General features: G+C 44.4%; 22 protein-coding genes. 14 read left to right on the top strand and 8 right to left on the bottom strand.

Going from position 1 to position 24,285, the window contains the following annotated elements; translation table 11 throughout:
- Positions 1-50 precede the first annotated feature (50 nt).
- The 6 genes from AAE02nite_RS03325 (at position 51) to AAE02nite_RS03300 (ending at position 4,932) form a co-directional block, all read left to right on the top strand.
- Positions 51-911, top strand: a complete 861-nt coding sequence (locus tag AAE02nite_RS03325) for a TraB/GumN family protein (RefSeq protein ID WP_146895031.1) — start codon at positions 51-53, stop codon at positions 909-911.
- 177 nt (positions 912-1,088) lie between these two features.
- Positions 1,089-1,982 carry a GTPase Era gene (gene era, locus AAE02nite_RS03320; RefSeq protein WP_146895030.1) on the top strand — a complete coding sequence of 298 codons (894 nt, stop codon included), beginning with the start codon at positions 1,089-1,091 and terminating at the stop codon, positions 1,980-1,982.
- A gap of 255 nt (positions 1,983-2,237) precedes the next feature.
- Positions 2,238-3,551 carry a ribosome biogenesis GTPase Der gene (der, locus tag AAE02nite_RS03315; RefSeq protein WP_146895029.1) on the top strand — a complete coding sequence of 438 codons (1,314 nt, stop codon included), beginning with the start codon at positions 2,238-2,240 and terminating at the stop codon, positions 3,549-3,551.
- 58 nt (positions 3,552-3,609) lie between these two features.
- Entirely contained in the window at positions 3,610-3,831 is a 222-nt protein-coding gene (locus tag AAE02nite_RS03310) for a hypothetical protein (protein WP_146895028.1), read from the top strand.
- Between the two features lie 187 nt (positions 3,832-4,018).
- Positions 4,019-4,216, top strand: a complete 198-nt coding sequence (locus AAE02nite_RS03305; protein WP_146895027.1) for a hypothetical protein — start codon at positions 4,019-4,021, stop codon at positions 4,214-4,216.
- Between the two features lie 518 nt (positions 4,217-4,734).
- Positions 4,735-4,932 (top strand): hypothetical protein, encoded by a 198-nt coding sequence (locus AAE02nite_RS03300; RefSeq protein ID WP_146895026.1) that lies wholly within the window; start codon positions 4,735-4,737, stop codon positions 4,930-4,932.
- An 84-nt stretch (positions 4,933-5,016) separates the two neighbouring features.
- Here AAE02nite_RS03300 and AAE02nite_RS03295 read toward each other — a convergent pair whose 3' ends face one another.
- The 4 genes from AAE02nite_RS03295 to AAE02nite_RS03280 all read right to left on the bottom strand — a co-directional run bounded on the left by AAE02nite_RS03295 (position 5,017) and on the right by AAE02nite_RS03280 (position 7,922).
- Positions 5,017-5,583: a hypothetical protein gene (locus tag AAE02nite_RS03295; protein ID WP_146895025.1), complete on the bottom strand. Its 567-nt coding sequence runs from the start codon at positions 5,581-5,583 to the stop codon at positions 5,017-5,019.
- 176 nt (positions 5,584-5,759) lie between these two features.
- Positions 5,760-6,566, bottom strand: a complete 807-nt coding sequence (murQ, locus tag AAE02nite_RS03290) for an N-acetylmuramic acid 6-phosphate etherase (protein ID WP_146895024.1) — start codon at positions 6,564-6,566, stop codon at positions 5,760-5,762.
- A gap of 185 nt (positions 6,567-6,751) precedes the next feature.
- Positions 6,752-7,585 (bottom strand): N-acetylglucosamine kinase, encoded by an 834-nt coding sequence (locus AAE02nite_RS03285; protein ID WP_146895023.1) that lies wholly within the window; start codon positions 7,583-7,585, stop codon positions 6,752-6,754.
- Positions 7,586-7,679: 94 nt separating this feature from the next.
- Positions 7,680-7,922, bottom strand: a complete 243-nt coding sequence (locus AAE02nite_RS03280) for a cytochrome b5 domain-containing protein (protein ID WP_146895022.1) — start codon at positions 7,920-7,922, stop codon at positions 7,680-7,682.
- Positions 7,923-8,039: 117 nt separating this feature from the next.
- On the opposite strand from AAE02nite_RS03280, the gene AAE02nite_RS03275 reads away from it, so the two are divergent.
- Positions 8,040-8,510, top strand: a complete 471-nt coding sequence (locus tag AAE02nite_RS03275) for a hypothetical protein (RefSeq protein WP_146895021.1) — start codon at positions 8,040-8,042, stop codon at positions 8,508-8,510.
- Positions 8,511-8,514: 4 nt separating this feature from the next.
- Here AAE02nite_RS03275 and AAE02nite_RS03270 read toward each other — a convergent pair whose 3' ends face one another.
- Positions 8,515-9,666 (bottom strand): formimidoylglutamase, encoded by a 1,152-nt coding sequence (locus AAE02nite_RS03270; RefSeq protein ID WP_146895020.1) that lies wholly within the window; start codon positions 9,664-9,666, stop codon positions 8,515-8,517.
- Positions 9,667-9,838: 172 nt separating this feature from the next.
- On the opposite strand from AAE02nite_RS03270, the gene AAE02nite_RS03265 reads away from it, so the two are divergent.
- The 7 genes from AAE02nite_RS03265 (at position 9,839) to AAE02nite_RS03235 (ending at position 19,203) form a co-directional block, all read left to right on the top strand.
- Positions 9,839-11,596, top strand: coding sequence for an AMP-dependent synthetase/ligase (locus AAE02nite_RS03265; protein ID WP_146895019.1), 1,758 nt, complete (start codon positions 9,839-9,841; stop codon positions 11,594-11,596).
- 495 nt (positions 11,597-12,091) lie between these two features.
- Positions 12,092-12,574 (top strand): MarR family winged helix-turn-helix transcriptional regulator, encoded by a 483-nt coding sequence (locus AAE02nite_RS03260; RefSeq protein WP_146895018.1) that lies wholly within the window; start codon positions 12,092-12,094, stop codon positions 12,572-12,574.
- Between the two features lie 97 nt (positions 12,575-12,671).
- Complete coding sequence (locus tag AAE02nite_RS03255) at positions 12,672-15,074, top strand: 3-hydroxyacyl-CoA dehydrogenase/enoyl-CoA hydratase family protein (protein WP_146895017.1); 2,403 nt, start codon at positions 12,672-12,674, stop codon at positions 15,072-15,074.
- Between the two features lie 222 nt (positions 15,075-15,296).
- Positions 15,297-15,593 (top strand): GIY-YIG nuclease family protein, encoded by a 297-nt coding sequence (locus tag AAE02nite_RS03250; RefSeq protein WP_146895016.1) that lies wholly within the window; start codon positions 15,297-15,299, stop codon positions 15,591-15,593.
- A 184-nt stretch (positions 15,594-15,777) separates the two neighbouring features.
- Positions 15,778-16,956: a thiolase family protein gene (locus AAE02nite_RS03245; RefSeq protein ID WP_146895015.1), complete on the top strand. Its 1,179-nt coding sequence runs from the start codon at positions 15,778-15,780 to the stop codon at positions 16,954-16,956.
- Positions 16,957-16,995: 39 nt separating this feature from the next.
- Positions 16,996-17,361, top strand: coding sequence for a four helix bundle protein (locus AAE02nite_RS03240; protein WP_146895014.1), 366 nt, complete (start codon positions 16,996-16,998; stop codon positions 17,359-17,361).
- A 54-nt stretch (positions 17,362-17,415) separates the two neighbouring features.
- Entirely contained in the window at positions 17,416-19,203 is a 1,788-nt protein-coding gene (locus AAE02nite_RS03235) for an acyl-CoA dehydrogenase FadE (protein WP_146895013.1), read from the top strand.
- A gap of 85 nt (positions 19,204-19,288) precedes the next feature.
- Here the strand turns inward: AAE02nite_RS03235 and AAE02nite_RS03230 are convergent, their stop codons facing one another.
- The 3 genes from AAE02nite_RS03230 to gldD form a co-directional block, all read right to left on the bottom strand.
- Complete coding sequence (locus AAE02nite_RS03230; protein WP_146895012.1) at positions 19,289-20,773, bottom strand: hypothetical protein; 1,485 nt, start codon at positions 20,771-20,773, stop codon at positions 19,289-19,291.
- 668 nt (positions 20,774-21,441) lie between these two features.
- Positions 21,442-23,535 carry an ATP-dependent DNA helicase RecG gene (gene recG, locus AAE02nite_RS03225; RefSeq protein WP_146895011.1) on the bottom strand — a complete coding sequence of 698 codons (2,094 nt, stop codon included), beginning with the start codon at positions 23,533-23,535 and terminating at the stop codon, positions 21,442-21,444.
- A gap of 179 nt (positions 23,536-23,714) precedes the next feature.
- Entirely contained in the window at positions 23,715-24,260 is a 546-nt protein-coding gene (gene gldD / locus AAE02nite_RS03220) for a gliding motility lipoprotein GldD (protein WP_146895147.1), read from the bottom strand.
- Between the last annotated feature and the right edge of the window lie 25 nt (positions 24,261-24,285).

The raw sequence follows: 24,285 nt of genomic DNA, 5'->3' as shown, positions 1-24,285 counted from the left end.
TTCATGAATTTAATGCTATCATTATCCTTTAATCTCATCCTGCTGTCGCCATGAAATCGCTAAAGTTCTTACTGGTTTTTTTATTTCTTTTTCCAATCACCGTTTGGGCGCAGCAGGAGCAGTCAGTACTCTGGAAAATATCGGGGAAGGGTTTAAAGAAGCATTCCTATTTATTTGGTACCAATCATGTGGCACCGTATCAGGAACTCCAGCAATTTCCCAAAATCCTGAAAATTATTAAAAATACAGATAAAGGTTTGTTTGAAACTACCCCGTCATCCCCCATAAAACTAGATTCAACGCTGGAAAAGAAGATGAATCCGCCTTTAGATGAAATATTTACCAGGGAAGAATACGAAATAGTAGATGATTTCTTTTCCAAAACCATGTATGGCAGCATAAAACCACACAATCATAATGCTGATTTATTGGCAATGCTCTACGTGGTTATGACCATGAAAGATAATCCAAAGGCAGCAGAAAATATGACTTTTGATTATTGGATAATGAAATTTATGAGCGAGGATTTGAAAAAAGAGATCTTTCCGCTCGATGATCTAAATTTAGCTTATCTGCATCTTTCGGAATTAACAACTCCGAGGGGGATGGCCGTGGCTATGGTAAATCTTATTCAGGATATAGGTTTAACAGGTAAATATTTAGAGACGGAAATCGCGTCCTATATTTTAACCTTGAAAGCTGACTTAAAATTAAAGGAAGTTTCACTGGACAAACGAATGTCGGAACGAAATCAACTTTGGTTGCCAAAAATTGAAGAGCAGATTAAAAGTGGTTCGTGCTTTATTGCCGTAGGTGCCGGGCACCTGAAGTACGAAATTGGTTTAATTCAGTTGTTAAGAAAAGAAGGGTATAAACTTACCCCGGTTAAATTAAAAAGAAAGGAAAACTAAAATGTAGTTTGCCTTTATTTTAATTTCTCTTTTTGCCGGTGCCGGTTGCCGGCGTTGCGGTTGTTCTTAATAAATAAAATAGCTGCCGGAAATCCCGTTTAATTATTGTACTTTTGCCCCCTGATTCAAAACGGAGACGCTGAATTTTAAGTAATTAATAACAAAGCAGCCCTAGCTATGAGCGAAAAACCACACAAAGCCGGCTTTGTCAGCATCATCGGGAAACCGAATGTAGGTAAATCTACGCTCATGAACGTAATGGTAGGCGAGCGGCTTTCAATCATCACCTCCAAAGCCCAAACCACCCGCCACCGCATAATGGGTATTTTAAACGGCGACGATTTCCAGATTGTTTATTCCGATACGCCCGGCATCATTCAGCCTAAGTACGAGCTGCACCAATCTATGATGCGGTTTGTGCACATGAGTTTAGAAGATGCCGATGTTATTTTGTTTGTAACCGATATTTACGAAAAGCACGACGAAGAAGAAATAGTGCAGCGGTTGCAGAAAACCAATGTTCCTATTTTGCTGCTCATTAATAAAATAGACCAGGCCAGCCAGGACGATGTGCTGCTGAAAATAGAATATTGGAAAGATAAATTGCCGGCCAAAGAAATATTGCCTATATCGGCTTTAGAAAGAAAAGGCACCGACAAAATATTTGAACTGATTCTGCAGTATTTGCCCGAGCACCCGCCTTATTACGACAAAGATGAACTAACCGATAAGCCCGAACGTTTCTTTGCGGCCGAGATGATTCGCGAAAAAATATTCCTGCTCTACAAAAAAGAAGTGCCTTATAGCTGCGAAGTAGTGGTAGAAGAGTTTAAAGAAGAAGATACCATTATTCGGATGCGGGCTGATATTAACGTGGAGCGTAAAAGCCAGAAAGGCATTATTATCGGGCACCAGGGCGAAATGCTGAAAAAAGTAGGAACGCTGGCCCGCAAAGACATGGAAACATTCTTTGGTAAAAAGGTACACCTGGAACTGTACGTACGAGTTAACGAAAACTGGCGCACCAGTCCTAAAGCCCTAAACCGGTTTGGTTACAACAGCAGCGAGTAGGTTGTAATTAAATATTACATTCCTGCCATCAGTGATGCTTTCGCTGGTGGTTGTAAATAAATATTAAAGATAATACCCGGCGGACGTAAGGGTTTAAATTAGCGTTCCAGATTAAATATTTAGTTCTTCTCTTACGAAAGAGAAAAATAAGGTAGCCGGAGGTTGAAAAGCTGAGGCAAAATTTAAATAAATTTCTAAATCTTTTTCGGATACCCGGACGCAACTAAACCGGGCTGAAAAAACAAATTAAAGTTAATGGCAAATATTGTAGCTATTGTCGGCCGGCCCAACGTCGGTAAGTCAACTCTTTTTAACCGCCTGGTAGGTGAACGGAAAGCTATCATGGACAACGTGAGCGGTGTAACCCGCGACCGTCATTATGGTTATGGCGAGTGGTGTGGTAAATTTTATACCGTAATTGATACTGGCGGTTATGTGCACGGCTCCGACGATATATTTGAAGGTGAAATCCGGAAACAAGTAGAACTGGCCATAAAAGAGGCTACCGTAATATTATTTATGGTAGATGTGGATGCCGGCCTGACCGGACTAGATGAAGAGTTTGCGGATGTTTTGCGCCGTACCGATAAACCCGTTTTTATTGTAGCTAACAAAGCCGATACTAATTTACGGGCGCACCTGGCCGGCGAGTTTTACGCTTTGGGCCTCGGCGATAATATATTCCCCATTTCATCGGCTAATGGCTCTGGTACCGGCGATTTACTCGACGAAGTAGTTAAGCATTTCCAGACCGAAGATCCGGAAAACCCCGACGAAGGTGTTCCGAAAATTGCGGTGCTGGGCCGCCCGAACGTAGGTAAGTCGTCGTTTGTAAATTTATTGTTGGGCGAAGAACGGAACATTGTAACCGATGTGGCCGGAACTACCCGCGATTCTATTCACTCGCGGTACAATGCGTTTGGCAATGAATTTATCATTATCGATACAGCTGGTTTGCGCCGCAAAACCAAAGTACACGAAGATATAGAGTTTTACTCCGTGCTGCGTTCTATCCGGGCTTTAGAAGAATCGGACATTTGTATTGTAATGATAGATGCCACGCGCGGACTGGAAGCCCAGGACGTAAATATTATTGGTCTGGCCGATAAAAACCGGAAAGGCATTGTAATACTGGTAAATAAATGGGACCTAATCGAAAACAAGGCCACCAATACCATGAAAGAAATAGAAGAGCAGATCCGGGAAAAGCTGGCTCCTATGACCTATATGCCTATTATTTTTACATCGGTATTAACCAAGCAGCGGGTGCATAAAGCCATCGAAACAGCCGTGCAGGTATACCAGAACAAAACCCAGAAAATACCTACTTCTAAGCTGAACGATGTTATTTTAAAAGAAATTGAGGCTTATCCGCCGCCGGCCATAAAAGGTAAGTTCGTAAAAATTAAATACGTTACCCAATTGCCTACGCATAACCCTACGTTTGCTTTTTTCTGTAACTCGCCCCAGTACATCCGCGAGAGTTATACCCGGTTTTTAGAAAATAAAATTCGGAAGCACTTTGGTTTTGAAGGCGTGCCCATTAATGTGATTTACCGGAAAAAGTAGTTGTCCGGCCAAAACAGATTACTAAAATTTTGATTCGCCCCTGATAAAATTAAAATCCATGAAAACACTAATATTAACCAGCCTGTTGGTAGGCAGCTTTCTTTTAAGTAACGCTTGTAATTCTCCCAAAAAAGATAATGGTACTTATATGTCAGGAACGGATGGGGCAACCGAAGAGGCAACGGCGGCCGACCGGGCTGAAACGCTCGCCGCCCCTACTGATTCGACCAGGGTGATTATTTTAAGGGATTCGCTGCCGGGAGATAGTAGTGCGTTGTAAAGGTTAAGTGTTGTTTTATTTACTGAAGAGGCTGACCTTGGGTCAGCCTCTTTTTTATTTAAACTCTAGGTTAGCTTTAAAATATATTGGCTTAGCTTCAACCAAAAAAAAAATACATCGTTTAATCTAAATATTATTATAAGCCTATGCGCTTTTAATAAAAATTTATGAACCTAAAACTAAAACTATGAAAAAACTACTTTTAATGTTGCTGGCTACTGGTTTGTTTAGCTTTGCAACCACTTCTTGCGATTCCAGTCGGGAAAACAAAGCCGAAGAAAGGGCAGAAGCTGCGGAAGATGCCGCCGATGATGCAGATATGCCAGCCGCTGAGGAAGCCGCAGAAGAAGCAGAGGATAGCATTGATGCGGTTGATCCCCAATAGTAGTATTAATATCCAGAACCACCCAAAAATGCCGATCAGTTCTCTGATTGGCATTTTCTTTTTTAACGGTTTTGTTTTCGTTGCCTGAAAACCAGACAATACGTGCTATCTTTTTAACGTCTCTGCTAAAGCCCTACGATTAGGACATAGCAAAGCAAAGGTGTTCTACAGACGGATAACACTTCATTGCTGTCATCCTGCAAGGAACTATTGGGTAAAAAGCGTTACAGGTAAATTAGTAATATCTTTGTTTGCCTACTTTACTTTCTAAACAATAGATGCTTTCAGCAGGACAGGACATTTTCTTTGTGTCCTAAGCATAGCTCCTAAAGCCGTATCAATAATTCATTTAGTTTAAACGTTTGCTAAAACTTACATGGCTTATGTACACCAGCAATTCGCAGGGTCGGGTATAATTAACAAAAGCAGCTTGAGGTTTAAACTTAAAAAATAAAAAACCGTTGATTATTAACGGTTAAACTGTTTTTTATTCTGATTTTAATAAGAATTTACCTGCTATGAAAAAGATATTTTTAATGTTACTGGCCACCGGTTTATTTAGTTTTGCTTTTGCTTCCTGCGATTCTGCCAGCCAAAATAATACCGAAGAAAGAACCGAAGCCGTGGATGATGCAAACGAGGATGAAGATAAGCCAGACATGGAAGACGAAGCGGATGAAGTTGAAGATGGCAACGACAAAAATGACCCCCGTTAGAAATAATGTTCCTTAAAAAGAAAACCGCCTGTTGATTTCTCTGCAGGCGGTTTTCTTTTTAAGGAATATGAATTTTGGGCAGTACTAACCTAAGCGTTTTTGAATGAGGTTGCCTACCCGGTTAAAAAGCAGGCGGGGTTCCAGGGTCCGCCAGTTAATCTGTTCGAGAGTGCCGCCAAAATTTATATAATAATCCAGGTTGTATTGTTTCATTTCGTCCAGAACAAAGTCCTGAAAACAAATGGCCGCAATCCAGCCGTCTTCTACGTCCTCAAACCACTCTTCGTAGTAAGAATCGTCGGAACCGTGGAAATTAAAAACGTTTTCGCCGATTAAAATAAAATGGGTAATGCCTTCCTGTACCATCGGGTCGATGATGTTGCGTTTCAGGTGCATGATGTCGTTGTGGAGCGTATCGTTCCACTCGCCAATAAATTGAATTACGCCAAAACCCAGGTCGTAATCCACGAATAATATTTTCAGAAACAGCGTTTCGGATTCAATATCGTCCCATTGCGGATGGATATAGTAGCCATAAATATTATGGGTATATTCCATTAAATTATTTTCGGCTCCATAGAGCGGCGACCGCGGATCCTCTGTCGCGCTGTATTGATCTATCCAGTTATAAAAGGGCTCTATGGTATGCATATAAAGTCCAACATTTGGTTATTTTAAAAAGAATGTTCTTCATACTTACATACAAAAAAGAGGTTGTACCAGGTTTCCGTAAATACCTGAATATTCTATTTTTATTTCTGCCTACCATTAGCTGAAACACCGTAAAATTTAACAGGCCGCAATCGGTGGGTGAACAGAGCCTTTGCTTAACTGGCAGTATAATTATCAACCGCCGCCCGGACACTGCCGTATTGCTGCAATAATTTTTCGGCTTCGGCTTCGCTCACCGGTATTTCTTCCATTACCATCCGGATAGCCCGGTGCACCAGCTTATGGTTAGAGAGTTGCATATCTACCATTTTATTCCCTTTCACGTGGCCCAGCTGAATCATGGTAGCCGTGGTAAGCATGTTCAGGGCTAACTTCTGGCCCGTACCGGCTTTCATGCGGGTGCTGCCCGTCACAAACTCAGGACCGGTAATTACCTCAACCGGATAGTCAGCCACTTGGGCCACTTTAGAGCCGGCATTGCACACCACACAGCCGGTAGCAATGCTCGCCGCCCGGCATTTATCCAGGCCGCCTATAACGTAAGGTGTCCGGCCCGAAGCAGCAATTCCCACCACAATATCTTTTCTATTTATCTGGTGTTGTTCTAAATCTTTCCAAGCTTGTTCGGGATCGTCTTCTGCAAATTCAACGGCTTTCCGGATAGCGGTATCGCCGCCGGCAATAATACCCACTACCAGGCCGTGGGGAACGCCGTAAGTAGGCGGACATTCCGAAGCATCTACAATACCCAATCGCCCGCTGGTACCAGCCCCAATGTAAAACAACCGGCCGCCATTCTGCAACCGTTCTACTACGGCCTGCACCAACGCTTCTATTTGCGGAATGGCTTTTTCGACAGCCAATGGCACGGTTTTATCTTCCTGGTTAATATTTACCAGCAACTCATGTACGGTCATGTGCTCCAGGTTATCGAAATGCGAACGGGTCTCGGTGGTACTCATAGGTTGAATGGATTTTAGCTGTTGTTATCAGGTATCAGGTATTAAGAAACAAGTATCAGGTGTTAAGTATCAAATATCTAATATCTGGCTGGTATCAGGACAAAATTAGAAAGAATATTTTGGAGTACAGACGCCTTAAACCGCTCTGTAATATTTAGCAGCAGTTAAATAATCGCGGCTTTTTCTTAATGGTAAAGGGCTAAGCCGGCAATGGGGCTTTGCAGAATGCGGCCAACCTGAATGTGCTGACTTTTGGCTGTTTTGCGCAAAATATCGGCAAAATAAAAAGCAATGGAGCCTACAAAATGGGTGGGCAACATCTGGTAATCGGGGTATTTGCAAACGGTTAGCCGAAAGAAATCGAGAAAGTTTTGGTGCAGCAACTCGGCCACAAACGGGTGGCGCTGCCGACCCTGTAAGAATAGCGCAAATGAAGCTACGTAGCGGTTCGGAAATGGCTCGTTGTAAATTCGGTGCAATATTTCGGCTTGCGTGGCCGGATATTGCTTGCCAAAAGCTTCCTGTAAATCTGCGGGTAATTCGTGGTTCAGGTACAAGTGCAATAATTTTTTACCTAAATAACTGCCGCTGCCTTCGTTGCCCAACGTAAAACCCAAGCACGGCATTTGCGCTGTAATTATTTCGCCGTTGTACAAGCAGGAGTTGGATCCCGTACCCAATATACAAGCAATGCCAGCTTGATGACCGCAAGTGCCCCGGGCGGCAGCCACCACATCGCTCATTACCTGCACGTGGCTGCCGGGAAATACATTTAAAATTGCATCGGCTACCAGGCTACATTTGGCTTCGGTGCTGCAACCGGCGCCATAAAAATATATTTGTGTGGGCTGGTTGTTGCCTAATTGGGGCAGTAAGCTCTCCTGCAGTTCAGTTCTAATATTTTCGGCGGATTGGTAGTTGGGGTTAAAACCGACAGTAGTAGCCTGGGCAATTTCTCCGTCGGGCAAAAGCAGGCGCCAATCTGTTTTGGTAGAGCCGCTATCGGCAATTAAAATCATCTTTTAGGTTTAAAGGCTCCGGCAAAATACCAAAGGCCTGGTTTAAATTGTCTGTAAGAATAAAAATTGTTATCGCGGTAAAAATAATAATAGGCTATTTTAATAAGCCAATCACTTCAAATTTATCAAAAACATACTCGTCGTGCGGGGCATCTTTTAACTCATCGGTCAAGTCCTGGCCGGCCCAGTGTTCATAATGGTTACCCCGGCTCCAGAGGCGGGACTTTTTTACATCGTAAATCTGGCCTTTGTAGGCAATCCAGATTTCGTCACGATCCTGGCCATTGCGCAAGGCCAACTGGTTTTTAGTGTATTCTGGTAGTACTTTATCCTGCATCCGGTAAAATCTGGGAATATTTATTTGGTTAAAATAATGCTGATTTTAAATTAATCCTTTTGGTCGCATGCAACCAAAAACAAAAGTAAGGGTCATGTAAGTAAACTTAACCCACCTATGAAAACAAAAATATACGGCTGCTATCTTATTTTTTTAAATCTAATATTTTTACTAAGCAATTGCGATTTGGTTACCTGCGTGGAGCCAGGTATGGAAACCGGCGCGACGGAAAAAGTACGTCACCAGTTTCTGGGCGAATGGCAGTGGATTAAAACCCAGCATGGCTGGGGACCTACTGAAACCCCGGCACAGACTGGCTACACCGAAAAGATATTATTTGGACCCGATAATATTTATAAAAAGTTTCGGGATGGTCAGGTTATAGAAGAATCTGCTTTTTACATTAAAAAAGAGAAGAGCGCTGCCGGTGGCAAGGATTCTGTTTTTGTTTATTATCTGCAAAAAGATAATTCCCGACGACCGCTATACCTTATAAGTGCCGACACGCTCCATACCCGAATTGTTGAATCATGTAATGATTGCTCTGAAAGTTACTTTGTCCGGAAGAAAATTAGCGGGGCCAATTAAATAGCTAAGCCATACGGCCCTGCGTTAAAATCCAGCGGTTGGGTACTTCACCTTTGGAAGCGGACAGGTAATCGTCGTAGCTGCAAGGTACAATTTTAATATTCTTTTCGCCGCTCAGCCCTTCCACTTCCATCCACCACTTATCCGAAACCTTGCTTTTATAAAAAATCATTTTATTCGGGTTGTCGTGGAAAGCAATGGCGTAACGCACAAATTTTTTGCTCGTAAAGTCGGTTTCGTTTTTGCGGTGATAATAGCCTTCTACAAAATACCAGATCATAACGGCAATGGTCATAGCAGTTAAGCCGTGGGAGTCGTTCTCGGGGTGGTACTCGTACAAACCAAAAGAACTTAAGCTGTCGTTCAGGCCGGCGTACCAGCAAAGCTGACAGGCTTCTTCGCCGGTTAAGCCAAACGGGTTGCCGCCGGTATTGTTGGGCGCGGCCTGCGCGTTAATAGCCGATATATCAAAACTGATTAAATCGGCCTGCCGGATAACGGGCTCTGCCAACTGTAGGTTATGATGAATTTCGCCGATGCGTACGGTTTCAAAATGTAGTTTTTCCAGGGTGGCAATTACCTCCGGTTCTATTAAATAAGATTGATAGGCCACCTGGCTCAGGCTGAATAGGTAATTGGGCTCGTGCATTAAAATGCGGTGCAGGTGCCGTTTGTTTTGGTGCGGTTCGGCAGCACTTTCCTGCATATCAATGCAGCTATCCACGGTTACCAGGTTTACGGCTCTTTCCAGGTTTTCGTAGGCCAGAAATTGCCCGAAATCCAGATCGTGGCTACCCCCAATAACAATAGGTAAAGTTTGGTGAGCTATCAGGTTTTCCAGGATTTCTTTTAACCGGAGATAGGTGTCTTCGAGGGTAATGCCCGGCAGCAGGTTGCCTAAGTCAGCAATTTTGTAAGCGCCGGTTCCTTTTTTCAGGTTATACAATTTCCGCCGGACTTCGTTAGCCGGGTGCTCGGCGCTTGTTTCCTGAGCGCTGCCCCGGTATTCGTTTACCCCAATCAAGGCAATATCGGCAGTGCGCCAATCCGGAAATTTATGGCTAAACAAACTAACGGCATTTCCTACTGATTTAGGATCGGCAATATAGGTATCGGCAAAATCCCGCAGGGGTTCAAAAAAGATAGATAAGTTCATAAACGAGCACCGGGCGTAAAGTCAAAATTAACAAAATTTAAGAAAGCGCGCAGAAGCAGAAACAAATTTGCCAATTTCTTAGAGCCGAGGTAAATGTTATGCGTAGGATACATAAATTTTTGGAAAAAAAGTCTTTTATTTAAGACGGTAAAAAACTGATCTGCCGATTGACATGGAAATAAAAAGAGTATTTGATGTACTGCCGTACCAGCTACAGCATTTTCCGCAAGACGATTGTATGGTGGCCAAAATTGAGGGGCGGTGGGAAAAGCAAAGTACGCAGGAGGTCATTAATACCGTAAATCTTTTGAGTCTGGGATTGCTGAAAGCCGGCATCAAGAAAAACGATAAAATTGCGATTGTGGCCATGAACCGGCCCGAATGGCTCATCGCGGATCAGGGCATTCAGCAGGTAGGGGCTGTAAGTGTGCCCATGTACCCCACCATTACCGTAGAAGATTACCGCTATATTTTCCGGGAAGCGGAAGTGAAAATGATATTTGTATCGGGCAGTGCTTTGTATAATAAAGTAATGGCCGCCACTGCCGATATAGAAGGCATTCAGGAGGTTTATACGTTTGATGAAGTACCCGGCGCCCGCCACTGGCGTGAATTGCTAGATCAGTCTGATTTAAAGGATATCTCCCAGCTGGAGCCAATAAAAGCGGCTATCGATCCGGAAGATTTATTTACCATTATTTATACCTCGGGTACTACGGGTAACCCCAAAGGCGTAATGCTGACCCATCATAATTTAATCAGTAATGTGCGGTCGTGCCAGCCTTACGTACCCGTAGATAACACCCACCGGGCTTTAAGTTTCTTGCCGCTTTGCCATATTTACGAGCGGATGCTGACGGCCTTGTATATTTCGGTAGGGGTTTCTATTTACTTCGCCGAGGGCATGGAAACCATTGCAGATAATTTAAAAGAGGTAAAGCCACACGTTTTTTCGACGGTACCGCGCCTGCTGGAAAAAGTTTACGACAAAATTGTGAGCAAAGGCATGGATTTGACTGGCGTAAAACGGGGATTATTTTTCTGGGCCCTTAATCTGGGTCTGCAATACGATAATCAAAACCGCACGCCCTGGTACAATGCCCAACTGGCACTTGCAAATAAATTAATATTTAATAAATGGCGCGAAGCGCTGGGCGGGAATGTAATAGCCATTGTATCGGGTGGAGCCGCCTTACAGCCGCGGCTGGCCCGGGTATTCTGGGCGGCGCAAATCCGGGTGATGGAAGGATACGGCCTGACTGAAACTTCGCCGGTAATTGCGGTAAACCGGCACAACCCCGACGAGAACGTAATTGGTACTGTGGGCCCGCTGGTAGATGATGTGGAAGTAAAGATTGCGCCGGACGGCGAAATATTAACCCGGGGTCCGCACGTGATGAAAGGTTATTACAATCGCCCCGACCTGACAGCCGAAGTAATTGACCCCGAAGGATATTTTCATACCGGCGATATCGGGGAGTTTGTGCACGGCAAGTACCTGAAGATTACCGACCGCAAAAAAGAAATGTTTAAGACCTCGGGCGGTAAATATATTGCTCCCCAAATGATAGAAAATAAGCTGAAAGAATCGCTGGTAATTGAGCAGGCGATGGTAGTAGGCGAAGGACAAAAATTTCCGTCGGCGTTAATCGTACCTTCGTTTACCGGCTTACAGGATTGGTGCAAGCTCCATAACATCGAATACACCACCAATACCGAAATGATTGAACATCCGGAGGTACTGAACAAATACAAAAAAGAAATAGCTAAATTTAACGAGCAGTTTGCCCAGTGGGAACAAATTAAAAAGTTTAAACTTGTGCCGAACGGCTGGACCGTGGAAAGCGGCGAATTAACGCCTTCGCTTAAACTGAAACGCAAAATTATTTACAACAACTACCGTGATTTAATAGAAGGCCTTTATAAATAATAGCGGCTGAGTCTGTAAAAAATAGTAGAAGTGTCTGTGTTGCTGCCCATCATCGGGTTAGCAGTTTTATTTATTGTACTAAGCACTTCGTTTTTAAAGTTCATCCTTTTGTTGCTGACTTGCTGTGAGCATTGCTGTACATTCGCTACCAAACGAAGCTCTAAACTAGTTTATTTGTAATGACCATTGGGACAGACACGCTGGTGGCTTCGCGCAAACGTTTCGTACTGCTGAGAAATTACTCAATTTAACATCCTTATCCTGAAAGAAGCTTACCAGGTTTTTATGGTAGTTGCTTTTCTGCAGGGCCTTCGCTTATATTTATTTTGCTGGACTATTATCTTTTCTGTTGTTACTATTAATCAACATCATCCGGTTAGTTGTAAAATAAACTTTATGCTTACATGCAGAATAAAAAATATAGAACAACTAGTATGCAAGCATAACAATTTTTATTATATTTAGTAAACCTTAAAAAAGCAAACGTGCTTAATTATGAAACCTGAAGAAACGGTAGATTATAATGTTAAGGTCTGCTGGCACGCTATTTCGCGGATGTATAACACCGAAGCGGCTCAGTTTGATATCACTACTTCCATTGGGTTTGTATTACTCAATATTAATCCGCAGGAAGGAACCCCCGCCACCAAAATTGCGCCCCTGTTGGGCCTCGAGGCCCGTAGCCTGACCCGCATCCTGAAAAGCATGGAAGAAAAAGGGCTGATTTGTAAAAAAGCAGATTCACAGGATAAGCGATCGGTGCGCATTATGCTAACCGATAAAGGCCTCGAAAAAAGAGAAATCTCCCGGCAAACCGTGCGGCATTTTAATAAAAAGGTGCAGGAAAAGATACCGGCCAAAGAACTGACTACCTTCTTTAAAGTAATTTCCCGGATAAACCGCATGATTGATAACAAAGAAATCTATGATTCTGCGAATCAAAAAAGCCTGCGGGAAGAAGCAAAAATCGAAAGATAAAAAGAAATTCTATCGAAGAATAAATACAAAGGATACAGCATAACTGAAAGGCGAACAATATGTTGTGTGCCTGCAGACCTGATACTCACTCCAGCCTATGAAAAGAAATATTAAAAAAGTTGCCGTACTGGGTTCTGGCGTAATGGGCTCCCGCATTGCCTGCCACTTTGCCAATATTGGGGTGCCGGTGTTGCTGCTCGATATGGCTCCCCAGGAACTAGCGCCCGAAGAAGCAGCCCGTGGTTTGACCCTGGATAGTCCGGCCGTAAAAAACCGGATTGTAAACAGCTCGTTGCAGGCGGCAATTGGCTCTAATCCGGCGCCACTGTACCAAAAGTCTGCTGCCAGCTTAATTACCACCGGCAACTTTACCGATAATTTAAAAGATATTGCCTCCTGCGACTGGATTATTGAGGTGGTAGTAGAGAACTTAAAAATAAAACAATCTTTGTTCGGGCAGGTAGAACAGTTCCGCAAGCCCGGCACCCTGATTACCTCTAACACCTCGGGTATTCCCATTCACCTGATGGCCGCCGGCCGCTCCGACGATTTCCGGAAGCATTTCTGTGGTACGCACTTTTTTAATCCGCCCCGTTACCTGAAGTTATTAGAAATAATCCCGACCCCGGACACCGACCAAGAAGTAACAAATTTTCTGTTGCATTACGGCGATTTATACCTGGGAAAAACCACCGTGCTTGCCAAAGATACGCCCGCGTTTATTGCCAACCGCGTCGGAATATTTGGCATTATGGATGCTTTTAACCAGATGCAGCGTTTGGGCCTCAACATCGACGAAGTAGACCGCATTACCGGGCCGGTTATAGGCCGGCCCAAATCGGCCACCTTCCGGACGCTGGATGTAGTGGGTCTGGATACGCTGGCTAAAGTAGCGCAAGGTCTTTACCAAACCGGCACCCATGACGAAGCCCGCGAATTATTTCAATTACCGCCTTACGTGCAGCAAATGCTCGATAAAGGCTGGCTCGGCGACAAGTCTAAACAGGGCTTTTACCAGAAAACCAAAAATGCGCAGGGCGAAACCGAAATATTAACCCTGAACCTGCAAACTTTAGAATACCAACCCAAGCAGAAAGTTCGGTTTGCGAGCATGGAACAGCTTAAGCCTATCGAAGGCCTGAAGCCCCGGCTGCAGGCCTTTTATAAAGCTACCGATAAAGCCGGTGAGTTTTTCCGGGCTACCGCCCACGGTTTATTCCGCTACGTATCCAACCGCATTCCCGAAATAGCCGACGAATTATACCGCATTGACGATGCCCTGCGGGCGGGATTTGGCTGGGATATGGGGCCGTTCGAATTATGGGATACTTTGGGCGTAACCGATACTGTACGTGTTATGGAGGCCGAAGACCAGAAACCGGCCGCCTGGGTGTATGAAATGCTGGAAAGTGGCAATAATTCGTTCTACAAAGTAGAAAAGGGCCAGAAGTTGTATTACGATATTCCTACTAAGACCTACAAAGGAATACCGGGCACCGAAAGCTTTATTATTCTGGATAATTACCGCGAAAGCAGTGTGGTCTGGAAAAATGCCGGGGCTACATTGTTCGATATGGGTGATGGCATTCTGAACCTGGAGTTTCATACCAAAATGAATACCATGGGCGGCGAAGTAGCGCAAGGCCTGAATAAAGCCGTGGAAATGGCCGAGAAAGATTTCAGAGGGTTGGTAATCGGCAACGATGCACCTAATTTTTCGGCGGGCGCTAACCTGGCTTTGTTGTACATGTATGCCCTGGACCAGGATTACGACGAAATAAACCTGATGATCCGGCAGTTCCAGAACACCATGATGCGGATGCGGTACAGTGCTGTTCCGGTGGTAGCGGCGCCACATGGCTTAACCCTGGGTGGCGGCTGCGAACTTTGCTTACACGCCGATAAGGTGCAGGCGGCCGCCGAAACCTATATGGGTTTGGTGGAGTTTGGCGTTGGTTTAATACCAGCCGGCGGCGGTACTAAAGAAATGGTACTCCGCACCGCTGATAGCTTCGAAGAAGGCGATCCCGAATACAACAGCTTGCGCAATACCTTTACCACCATTGCCATGGCAAAAGTATCAACTTCGGCGCACGAAGCCTTCGATTATAAATTTCTGCGTCGCGGCGACGAGATTACCCTTAACAACAATCGCTTAATATCTGAAGCCAAACAGGCAGCCATTGATTTAGCGGAAGCCGGTTACACCCAACCCATTCCGCGCCGAGATATTAAGGTATTAGGCCGGGGTGCGTTGGGCATGTTTATTACAGGAGTTTACGCCATGTTCGACGGTAATTACATCTCGGAGCACGACCGGAAAATTGCGAATAAATTGGCCTATGTAATGTGCGGAGGCGATTTGTCGGCTCCCGCGTCGGTATCGGAGCAATATTTACTCGACCTGGAACGGGAAGCGTTTTTGTCTTTAACCGGTGAACGCAAAACCTTGGAACGCATTAAAAGCATTTTAACGGGTGGCAAGCCTTTGAGGAATTAGGTTTGAGAGTTAAGAGTTGAAAGTCGAGAATTTAAGATTCAATAAGGAGACGACTTCATTGAATGATTAGGTTAAAAATTGTAATCTATTATAAAGTTAGCGTATTGTTGGTTTTATAACACATTAACTCCTCTTCAAGAACAATTTCAGCATAACTCATTCTACTTTCTCTGTCATTCTGAAAGAATCTTCTGATGAGCCTGAATACCAAAAGCTATGTAGATGTGGAACAAGAATTATTTCGTATATATTACCACAAACCCAAAGAAGACCGCTTATTACGTTGGCATGACGAATAATCTGGAAAGGCGATTAGAAGAGCATCGGGAGAACAAAGGAAAGCCAGAGACATTTGCCGGGAAATATTACTGTTATAACCTAGTTTATTATGAAAGACATACTACTGCTAATCATGCGATTGAAAGAGAGGGAGAGGTAAAGCTTATGAATAGAGAAGAAAAGGAGAAGTTGATAAAATCCGCGAATCCTAAATTGCTGTTTTTAAAAATCGAAGGTTAATTAAAGTGTACAGGTAATATTTTAAAAGTAGGGCTATTGAGATTCCGATCTAAGCAGAAGATTCTTTCAGAATGACGGGTGGGGATTACAAGCCGGGAATTAAATGTACTGCTAATTGGTGCAAGTGTAAGAAATCGAGTATCTAACTTCAAAAACCTAACATCTAAACTAAGAATCTAAAAATATGCAAAATGCTTATATCGTTGCCGGCTACCGGTCGGCTGTAACAAAAGCCAACCGGGGCGGCTTCCGGTTTATGCGCTCCGACGATTTGGCGGCTGAAGTAATCAAGCATTTACTGGCCTCGGTCCCGCAGTTAGACCCGGAGCGGGTAGACGACCTGATTGTGGGTAATGCCGTTCCGGAAGCGGAGCAAGGTCTGCAAATGGGCCGCATGATTGCCCTCCTGTCGTTACCGGTTAGTGTTTCGGGCATGACTGTGAACCGGTATTGTGGCTCGGGCATCGAAACCATTGCCATAGCCTGTAGCAAAATTGCCGCGGGGCAGTCCGATTGCATTATTGCCGGCGGTACCGAATCTATGTCGCTGGTGCCAACGGTGGGCTATAAAACGGTGCCTAACTACAATCTGGCGCAAAAACATCCGGAATATTTCCTGAGTATGGGTTTAACCGCCGAAGCGGTGGCCAAAGATTACCAGGTTACGCGCGAAGATCAGGACGAATTTGCCTATAACTCCCATCAGAAAGCCATTAAAGCCATGCAAGCTGGTTTGTTTCAGGAGCAAATAGTGCCCATAACTGTAGAAGAAACTTACGTGGACGAAAACGGTAAGAAGAAAACCCGCAGCTATACCGTAGATACCGACGAAGGACCCAGGGCCGACACCTCGCTGGATAAATTAGCCAAGTTGAAGCCGGTTTTTGCGTTGAATGGCACCGTAACCGCTGGTAATGCCTCGCAAACCTCCGATGGCGCTGCGTTTGTGCTGGTCATGAGCGAACGTTTAGTAAAGGAGTTGAACCTGGAGCCGATTGCCCGCCTGGTTACCTACGCTACCGGCGGGGTAGACCCCCGCATTATGGGCATGGGACCCATTGCTGCTGTTCCCAAAGCGCTGGCCAAAGCAGGTTTGCAAATGAAAGACATCGATCTGTTTGAAATAAATGAGGCATTTGCAGCCCAAACCCTGGCGGTGATTCGGCACTTGGATGTTCCGGAAGAAAAATTAAATGTAAGTGGCGGCGCAATAGCCACTGGACATCCGCTCGGCTGCTCCGGTGCCAAACTCAGCATCCAGCAATGGCACGAACTCCGCCGACGTAAGCAAAAGTACGGCCTGGTAACGGCCTGTGTGGGAGGAGGACAAGGTGTGGCGGGAATTTATGAGTTGTTAAAATAGATATTCGATGTTCGATCATCGCTTTTCGATTTTAAAACCATGCATAAATTTAAGGAACTGAGAATCTGGCAGGAAGCAATGGAGTTAACCAAAATGATTTATACTGCAACAGCAAGTTTCCCTATGGGAGAAAAATATGGGTTAACCTCTCAGTTAAACCGTGCGGCAGTATCGGTTCCCTCAAACATAGCAGAAGGTGCAGGGCGAGAATCGAATAAAGAGTTCCTGCATTTTTTAAATATTGCTTTAGGCTCCTCTTTCGAACTGGAAACGCAGGTCTTGTTGGCGCATTCCTTTGGATTTATTGCAGATGATAAATTTTCGGCATTGGCAGAGCAAATTGATAAAACCCAAAGAATGATAAGCAGTTTTCGTAGCACAATAACCAAGAAGTTGCAAGCTTAGAAATCATTTAAAAAGCTAATAATCGAATATCGAAATTCTAATAATCCAAAAGTAATGAACGTAGAACATAAAACCCTGAAAGGCGGTGAGTTTATCATCAAGGAAACCGAAGCTGCCGAAATATTTATTCCGGAGGAGTTCGATGAGGAGCAGCGCATGATGTCGGAAACCGGGCATCAGTTTATCGCGGCCGAGGTAACCCCGCTGCTCGATCGGCTGGATAACCACGAAGAAGGCTTAATGGAAGGCCTGATGAAACAAGCCGGCGAGTTGGGATTGTTTGCGGTATCCTTGCCAGCGGCTTACGGCGGATTCGATCGTGATTTTAATACGTCTTTGCTGGTTACCGAATCCGTGGGGGGCGGGCATTCGTTCCCGGTGGCCTTTGCGGCCCACACGGGCATTGGTATTCTGCCTATTCTGTATTTCGGCACCGAAGAGCAGAAAAATAAATATCTGCCCAAACTTGCTGCCGGCGAATGGATAGCTGCTTACTGCTTAACCGAACCGGGTTCCGGCTCAGATGCGCTGGCGGCTAAAACCAAAGCGGTGCTGGATACCTCCGGCGAAAATTACATCCTGAACGGCCAGAAAATGTGGATTACCAATGCCGGTTTTGCCGATGTGTTTATTGTGTTTGCGCAGGTAGACGGCGACAAATTTACCGGTTTTATTGTGGAACGAACTGCGCCGGGATTAAGCCTGGGCAATGAAGAACACAAAATGGGAATTAAGGGCTCCTCTACCCGCCAGGTGTTTTTTACCGATTGCAAAGTGCCCAAAAAAAATGTGCTCGGCGAAATTGGCAAAGGCCACCTCATCGCTTTCAATATATTAAACCTCGGACGGATTAAACTCGGTGCCGCTACCCTGGGAGCCGCCAAAAAAGTAGCCAATCTTTCGGTAAAATATGCCAATGAACGCGCGCAGTTTAAATTACCGATCTCTAAATTTGGCGCAATCCGGCACAAACTGGCCGAACAGGCGGTTCGGATATTTGCCATGGAATCGGCTTTGTACCGCTGTGGTAACGATATTTATCAGAAAGAGCAGGAGCTGTTAGCCGAGGGGAAACCTTTCTCAGAGGCTTTGCTGGGTGCCGCGAAAGAATTTGCCGCAGAATGCGCCATCCTGAAAGTAGAAGGCTCCGAGGTGCTGGATTACGTGGTGGACGAAGGCGTGCAGATTTACGGCGGCTACGGCTTTTCCGCCGATTATCCCATGGACCGCGCTTACCGCGACTCCCGCATCAACCGGATTTTTGAGGGTACCAACGAAATAAACCGGATGCTGATTGTAGATATGGTTTTAAAGAAAGCTTTGAAAGGGGAACTCGATTTAATGGGGCCCGCTAAAGCCGTGCAAGACGAACTGTTAAGTATTCCGGATTTCGGCGAAGAGGAAGAAGGTTTATTTATCGCTGAAAAGAAAATAATCCGTAACCTGAAAAAAGCCATTCTGCTGGTGGCCGGTACCGCGGTGCAAAAGTTTATGATGACCCTGGAGAAAGAGCAAGAAATATTAATGAATATTGCCGATATGATTATCAGAACCTATGTGGCAGAATCAACGCTGCTGCGGGTAGAAAAGCTGATTGGTCAGAAAGGGGAGGAAGCAGCTGCCCGCCAGGCCGATATGGCTTGTGTTACCCTGTATGAGGCCCTCGATAAAATTTATTTAGCCGGAAAAGAAGCAATCGGTGCCATGGGCGAAGGTGGGGACGAACAGAAACTTTTATTTATCGGGTTAAAACGTTTTACCAAAGCGGAATTTTATAATACCAAAGAGGCCCGCCGGCGCATTGCAGGCACTTTAATTCAAGCTAACCAATACGTGTATTAGCTTTAAAGATTTGAGTAAATTTCCGGTAATTAAGAAAGCCCGTTAGAGTTACTAGCGGGCTTTCTTTTTAGGCACGGCTATTTGTTTACTTAATTATTATTTTGCTTAACTGGAGTGCTTTGGATTTGCGGGAAGGTTTAAAAACGGCTACCAGGGTGTTTTCGTTTAACCAGGCGGTAAAATCTTTGAGGTAAGCTAATGGCTGATTCGTAGATACATTCAGCTTCAGTGGCTGCGGAGCAGCGGTGGTCCCATCCTTCATATTTATCTTGCGGCTAAATAAATCGGTTTTACCGTTTAGGGTTTCCAGGGTAATAAGTTGCAATTCATTGCCTGCCAAGTTTGCCTTATACGAAATACCGGTAAAACCTTCGGATGCCGGCGCTATCTGACTTTTATTCAGAATCGAGTGCCAGGTTGGGTTCAGAAATTCGTCGTAAGAGAATAAGTGTATTTCGCGGGCAGCAAAAGGCAGCTTCGGGCCTTCGTTGTATTTCTTTTCCGCCATTACCAGCACGTTTTTATCCGGGCTTACTACAATTTCCGAGAGGTAAATATCAGACAGGCGTTTTACCGCCGGGCTCCCGGTTTTATTCAGCTTGTTTATATCGGCAATATATTGGGGGGTAAACCTGAATTCCGGGGCGTATTTCATGTCGCCGGAGCCAAAATCAAATTTTATTACTTTCAGGCTATAGAAATCCCCGGTTTTTTCGTCGGCCACGGTAGCGGCGGCAAACATACTACTGTCCTGCTGCAATGCGAAGAACGTATCCAACACATAAACTTTCTTTCCCTCAAACACGCCGCCCACCTGAATATCCATGCCTTTTATTTCGGGACCAGCCTGGTTATAACGCCTTACCGAAAGCCGCGTAGCATTATTGTTGATTAGGGCCACGTACTGGTGGCCGGCATTATCAATTTTAACATTGGCCGACTGGATACCTGCTAAATCCTGGAAGCTGTAGGTGCGCTCCTGAACCTTGTTTAAACTGCCATCAAAGATGGTTGCCTGAATGGCTTTTAACCCGCTTTGCTGTTGCAGATAGTTGTAAGTCACGAGCTTCGTACCATCTTCGGAGAAGGCAGCTCCCAGCCGACGGCTTTTTAGGGGGGCTTCGGCTAATTTTTTTATTTCTGATTTTTTACCCGTTTTTAAGTCTATGGCATAACCAATTAATCCCTGGGTCGCGGTTTCCTGGTTTTTCCGGTGAATAAGAACCAAAGCATTCTCCGTATTCCGGGCAAAAGCTTCTACTTCTTCGGTAGCCGATAGGGGCAGGGCGGCTTCCCAAATTTTTTTTAATTCGTTGCTATAAAATTCAACTGCGTAAATGCCGGCGGCTTTTTTAGATAAGATAATAAAACCGGCCGTACCTACCGGCAACGTTTTTTGCTTAATGCGTTGGTTATACTGGTCTTCTGTTTGATCAGGCAGATAACTGAAAGGAACCGACCGGGTTCTGGATTGCGCTTGAGCAAAGCTGGAAACAACCAGAATGAGTGCCACTGTGAGTGCCACTGATAGAATAAAGCTAAACCAACTTTTACCTGAGCTACGCGTCATAACTACTACAAATTTAAAGAATAGTTTCTGCAAAGATATTATTTAGGATAAAGCGGTAAAAAGACGATTTAAAATTTTCGAAAATTTAACCATCAGAATATTAAAATTATTATTAATAATAGGATTTTAAATTCTTGTATTGTAAATTTGTTAAATAAATCCGAAAGCTTTTATTAAAATAATAATTTTGATTTATTTGGCTTAAAATATTTGTAACATTTATTTTTAATAGTAGTAAAAGTAAGCCCTGCGTAAGCAGTTTAAGAAACAGTTCATTTAAATAAAAAACATAAGAAAAACGAATACTAAAAGTGTAGGCACCAATTACTTAGATATTTTTCCTGGATGATAGAATAAAGGCAAATAAAATCCTTTACATAAACTTAACATCTTACGAAAGAACTAAGTCGTTAAAATACTAATCTACATCAATAGCATATCGGTAAATAATTTAAACTATGAAATTAGCTTTTAAAGTTTTGCTTTTGGTTGTATTGATAGTTATTAGCAAAATGGAAAAACAAAATCAGGTTATCAGTAAGCCATCTAAAAGTTTATATAGCCCCGTATATTCTCATAACACCGATGCCAACCTTAATCCAAAATCTCTTCAGGAGAATAATATTCAGAGAATATCGCTTAAGTATAATAACTACTAAAACCGGTTTTTAGCTAATCCGGCTCCAGTTTACGGTATTTTTACTTAATGACTGGATGTGCCGGCGCAGGTTTTCGTGTTGCGGCAGTTGCAGTTGCGGATCTTCTTCAATTATCTGTTGCGCTGCAGCCCGCGACTCCTGCAATATTCTGGCATCTTTAGATAAATCGGCAATGAGCAAATCTAAAACGCCGCTTTGCTGGGTGCCCATTAAATCACCAGGCCCGCGGAGTTTCAGGTCGATATCGGCAATTTCAAAGCCGTTGTTGGTGCGTACCATGGTTTCTAGCCGGATTTTGCTTTCTTTGCTCAGTTTGTAGCTGGTCATTAAAATGCAGTAAGATTGTTCGGCACCCCGGCCCACCCGGCCCCGCAACTGGTGTAACTGCGATAAGCCAAACCGTTCGGCGCTTTCGATAACCATTACCGAAGCATTAGGCACGTTTACCCCTACTTCTATTACGGTGGTGGCCACCATTAGCTGGGTTTCGTTTCGGACAAACCGTTGCATTTCAAAATCTTTGTCCTGGGGTTTCATTTTGCCGTGTACAATGCTGATGCCGTATTCCGGAAAAGCCCGCTTCACGCTTTCGTAACCATCCATCAAATCTTTATAATCCATGGTTTCGGATTCTTCGATAAGCGGATAGACGACGTATACCTGACGGCCGGCTTTTATCTGCTCCCGCATAAATCCAAATACCCGTAACCGGTGCGCATCGTAACGGTGCACCGTTACAATCTCCTTCCGGCCGGCCGGTAATTCATCAATCACCGATACATCCAGGTCGCCGTATAAGGTCATAGCTAAGGTGCGCGGAATAGGAGTGGCGGTCATGACCAGTACGTGCGGAATAATGGCCGGATTTTTTTGCCACAATTTAGAGCGCTGGGCTACGCCAAACCGGTGTTGCTCATCAATAATACATAAACCCAGATTCTGAAATTGTACCACATCTTCGAGCAAAGCGTGCGTACCTACAATCATTTTCATGTCGCCGGATTGCAGTTGCTCGTGAATAAGGCGGCGCTCTTTTTGTTTGGTAGAGCCGGTTAGTTTGCCTAGATTAATGCCCAGTTTATCGGCGTACACTTTTAAACCGGTATAGTGCTGGTCGGCTAATATTTCGGTGGGCGCCATGAGGCAAGCCTGCGCCTGGTTATCGGTGGCCATGAGCATGGTTAAAAAAGCCACAATGGTTTTGCCGCTGCCTACATCGCCTTGCAGCAGCCGGTTCATTTGCTTGCCGGCGCACAAATCTTTATATATTTCTTTTATAACACGCTTTTGCGCATTGGTTAAATCGAAACCCAGGTGGTGGTTGTAAAATTCGGTTAAGGTCGGTACGTTTTTAAAGACTTGTCCCCGCAAATCGGCTTTGCGCACGGTTTTTTGCCGGAGCAGCTTTAGCTGCACGTAAAACAACTCTTCAAACTTCAGCCGGAACCGTGCCGCATTTAATTTATCGGTAGTAGCCGGGAAATGAATCTGCAGCAACGCTTCCCGCTTCGGCAGCATTTTGTACTGATCGATAAGTTCGGGGGTAAGGCTTTCGGCAATATTGGGAGCGGCAGCTTTTAGCAATTCGGCCATTATTTTAGAAATGGCTTTGCTGTCGAGGCGGTGGTTTTTTAGTTTCTCGGTGGTAGAATAAACGGGTTGTAAATAGCTTTGGTCTTGCTTTACGTCGGTGGCTTCTTCCATTTCGGGATGAGCCATGTTTAAGCGGCCATTAAACAGCGTAGGCTTGCCAAATACAATATATTCGACGCCGGTTTTCAGGCTGGTGTTCATCCACTTCACCCCTTTAAACCAAACCAGTTCTATTTCGCCGGAGGCATCGGCTAAAACTACCGATAAGCGCTGCTTGCGGCCTTCGCCCAATAATTCTTTCGAGCGGATGCGGCCTTTGACCTGAATGTAGGGTAAATCTTCGTAGACTTCGGCAATCTGGTAGAACTGGGTACGGTCTAAATACCGGAAAGGGTAGTGCTGGATTAAATCACCATAAGTAAAAATATTAAGTTCCTGCTGCAGCAATAAGGCTTTTTGAGGACCGATACCTTTCAGAAACTCAATCTTTGTATTAAAAAACCCGGACACCTTACTTGAATTAAAAATTAGAAATTTTGAATTAGAAGTTAAACTAGAAAATTAAAAATTGTGAATAATTAATTTATATGTCTTCTTGTTAAGCGTTAATCATTTCTGATAACCAAAACTGCCTAATTATTTCACGATAATTAATTTCTAATTTTTAATTCATAATCTTTAATTCATTACTATTCCGTCCATTTAAGGGTATTGAGCAGGTGCACCATATCTTTTTTGATATAGTTGATAACCGGGGCAAGCGAATCGTTGGCGGTGGCGGTCCGGAAGTAAAGCGCGCCCCGGAAAAAATGTTTGGTGCTGTCGGTTACGTAAAACTGAAACTGGGTAGGCACCTCGCCGGTTAGTTCGGCTACATTTACGTTCATGCCATTCTTGGTTTTAATAATACCACCCTCAATTGATTCGGCCTTTATCTGGTGTTTAATGGTGAGCGTGCGGGCATCTTCGAGCAGTTTATTCAGCATTTGCCGGCCGTGGTTAACCGGGCGGTAAGTGAGCTGCACGTTAGCCTGAAACTGCGGGTAGTAAATGTTAATCCAGTGGGGCATAGCCGTGCGTGAAGAGTCGCGCAATATTTTGGCGTAAGCCGAATATTCAAACCAATAAGGATGCTTTTGGGTTAAGGGCTGGTATTTGGCCGGGGGTAAATCTATGCGGTTATAGCCTTTGGGTTTGGGAGTATAATCTTCGCGGCCGCAAGCCGATACCAGCATGGCTAAACAGGCTAGTGGCCAGGAG

It is taken from the genome of Adhaeribacter aerolatus (assembly GCF_007991635.1).
GTDB classification, from domain to species: domain Bacteria; phylum Bacteroidota; class Bacteroidia; order Cytophagales; family Hymenobacteraceae; genus Adhaeribacter; species Adhaeribacter aerolatus.
The sequence above is the reverse complement of the archived record's forward strand: the minus strand, read 5'-3'. Positions and strand labels throughout refer to the sequence as shown.

What these genes read in the sequence shown, in the direction of transcription:
- AAE02nite_RS03325 (WP_146895031.1), top strand. Translation starts at nt 51, where the DNA reads ATGAAATCGCTAAAGTTCTTACTGGTTTTTTTATTTCTTTTTCCAATC.
- era (WP_146895030.1), top strand. Translation starts at nt 1,089, where the DNA reads ATGAGCGAAAAACCACACAAAGCCGGCTTTGTCAGCATCATCGGGAAA.
- der (WP_146895029.1), top strand. Translation starts at nt 2,238, where the DNA reads ATGGCAAATATTGTAGCTATTGTCGGCCGGCCCAACGTCGGTAAGTCA.
- AAE02nite_RS03310 (WP_146895028.1), top strand. Translation starts at nt 3,610, where the DNA reads ATGAAAACACTAATATTAACCAGCCTGTTGGTAGGCAGCTTTCTTTTA.
- AAE02nite_RS03305 (WP_146895027.1), top strand. Translation starts at nt 4,019, where the DNA reads ATGAAAAAACTACTTTTAATGTTGCTGGCTACTGGTTTGTTTAGCTTT.
- AAE02nite_RS03300 (WP_146895026.1), top strand. Translation starts at nt 4,735, where the DNA reads ATGAAAAAGATATTTTTAATGTTACTGGCCACCGGTTTATTTAGTTTT.
- AAE02nite_RS03295 (WP_146895025.1), bottom strand. Translation starts at nt 5,583, where the DNA reads ATGCATACCATAGAGCCCTTTTATAACTGGATAGATCAATACAGCGCG.
- murQ (WP_146895024.1), bottom strand. Translation starts at nt 6,566, where the DNA reads ATGAGTACCACCGAGACCCGTTCGCATTTCGATAACCTGGAGCACATG.
- AAE02nite_RS03285 (WP_146895023.1), bottom strand. Translation starts at nt 7,585, where the DNA reads ATGATTTTAATTGCCGATAGCGGCTCTACCAAAACAGATTGGCGCCTG.
- AAE02nite_RS03280 (WP_146895022.1), bottom strand. Translation starts at nt 7,922, where the DNA reads ATGCAGGATAAAGTACTACCAGAATACACTAAAAACCAGTTGGCCTTG.
- AAE02nite_RS03275 (WP_146895021.1), top strand. Translation starts at nt 8,040, where the DNA reads ATGAAAACAAAAATATACGGCTGCTATCTTATTTTTTTAAATCTAATA.
- AAE02nite_RS03270 (WP_146895020.1), bottom strand. Translation starts at nt 9,666, where the DNA reads ATGAACTTATCTATCTTTTTTGAACCCCTGCGGGATTTTGCCGATACC.
- AAE02nite_RS03265 (WP_146895019.1), top strand. Translation starts at nt 9,839, where the DNA reads ATGGAAATAAAAAGAGTATTTGATGTACTGCCGTACCAGCTACAGCAT.
- AAE02nite_RS03260 (WP_146895018.1), top strand. Translation starts at nt 12,092, where the DNA reads ATGAAACCTGAAGAAACGGTAGATTATAATGTTAAGGTCTGCTGGCAC.
- AAE02nite_RS03255 (WP_146895017.1), top strand. Translation starts at nt 12,672, where the DNA reads ATGAAAAGAAATATTAAAAAAGTTGCCGTACTGGGTTCTGGCGTAATG.
- AAE02nite_RS03250 (WP_146895016.1), top strand. Translation starts at nt 15,297, where the DNA reads ATGTGGAACAAGAATTATTTCGTATATATTACCACAAACCCAAAGAAG.
- AAE02nite_RS03245 (WP_146895015.1), top strand. Translation starts at nt 15,778, where the DNA reads ATGCAAAATGCTTATATCGTTGCCGGCTACCGGTCGGCTGTAACAAAA.
- AAE02nite_RS03240 (WP_146895014.1), top strand. Translation starts at nt 16,996, where the DNA reads ATGCATAAATTTAAGGAACTGAGAATCTGGCAGGAAGCAATGGAGTTA.
- AAE02nite_RS03235 (WP_146895013.1), top strand. Translation starts at nt 17,416, where the DNA reads ATGAACGTAGAACATAAAACCCTGAAAGGCGGTGAGTTTATCATCAAG.
- AAE02nite_RS03230 (WP_146895012.1), bottom strand. Translation starts at nt 20,773, where the DNA reads ATGACGCGTAGCTCAGGTAAAAGTTGGTTTAGCTTTATTCTATCAGTG.
- gldD (WP_146895147.1), bottom strand. Translation starts at nt 24,260, where the DNA reads ATGCTGGTATCGGCTTGCGGCCGCGAAGATTATACTCCCAAACCCAAA.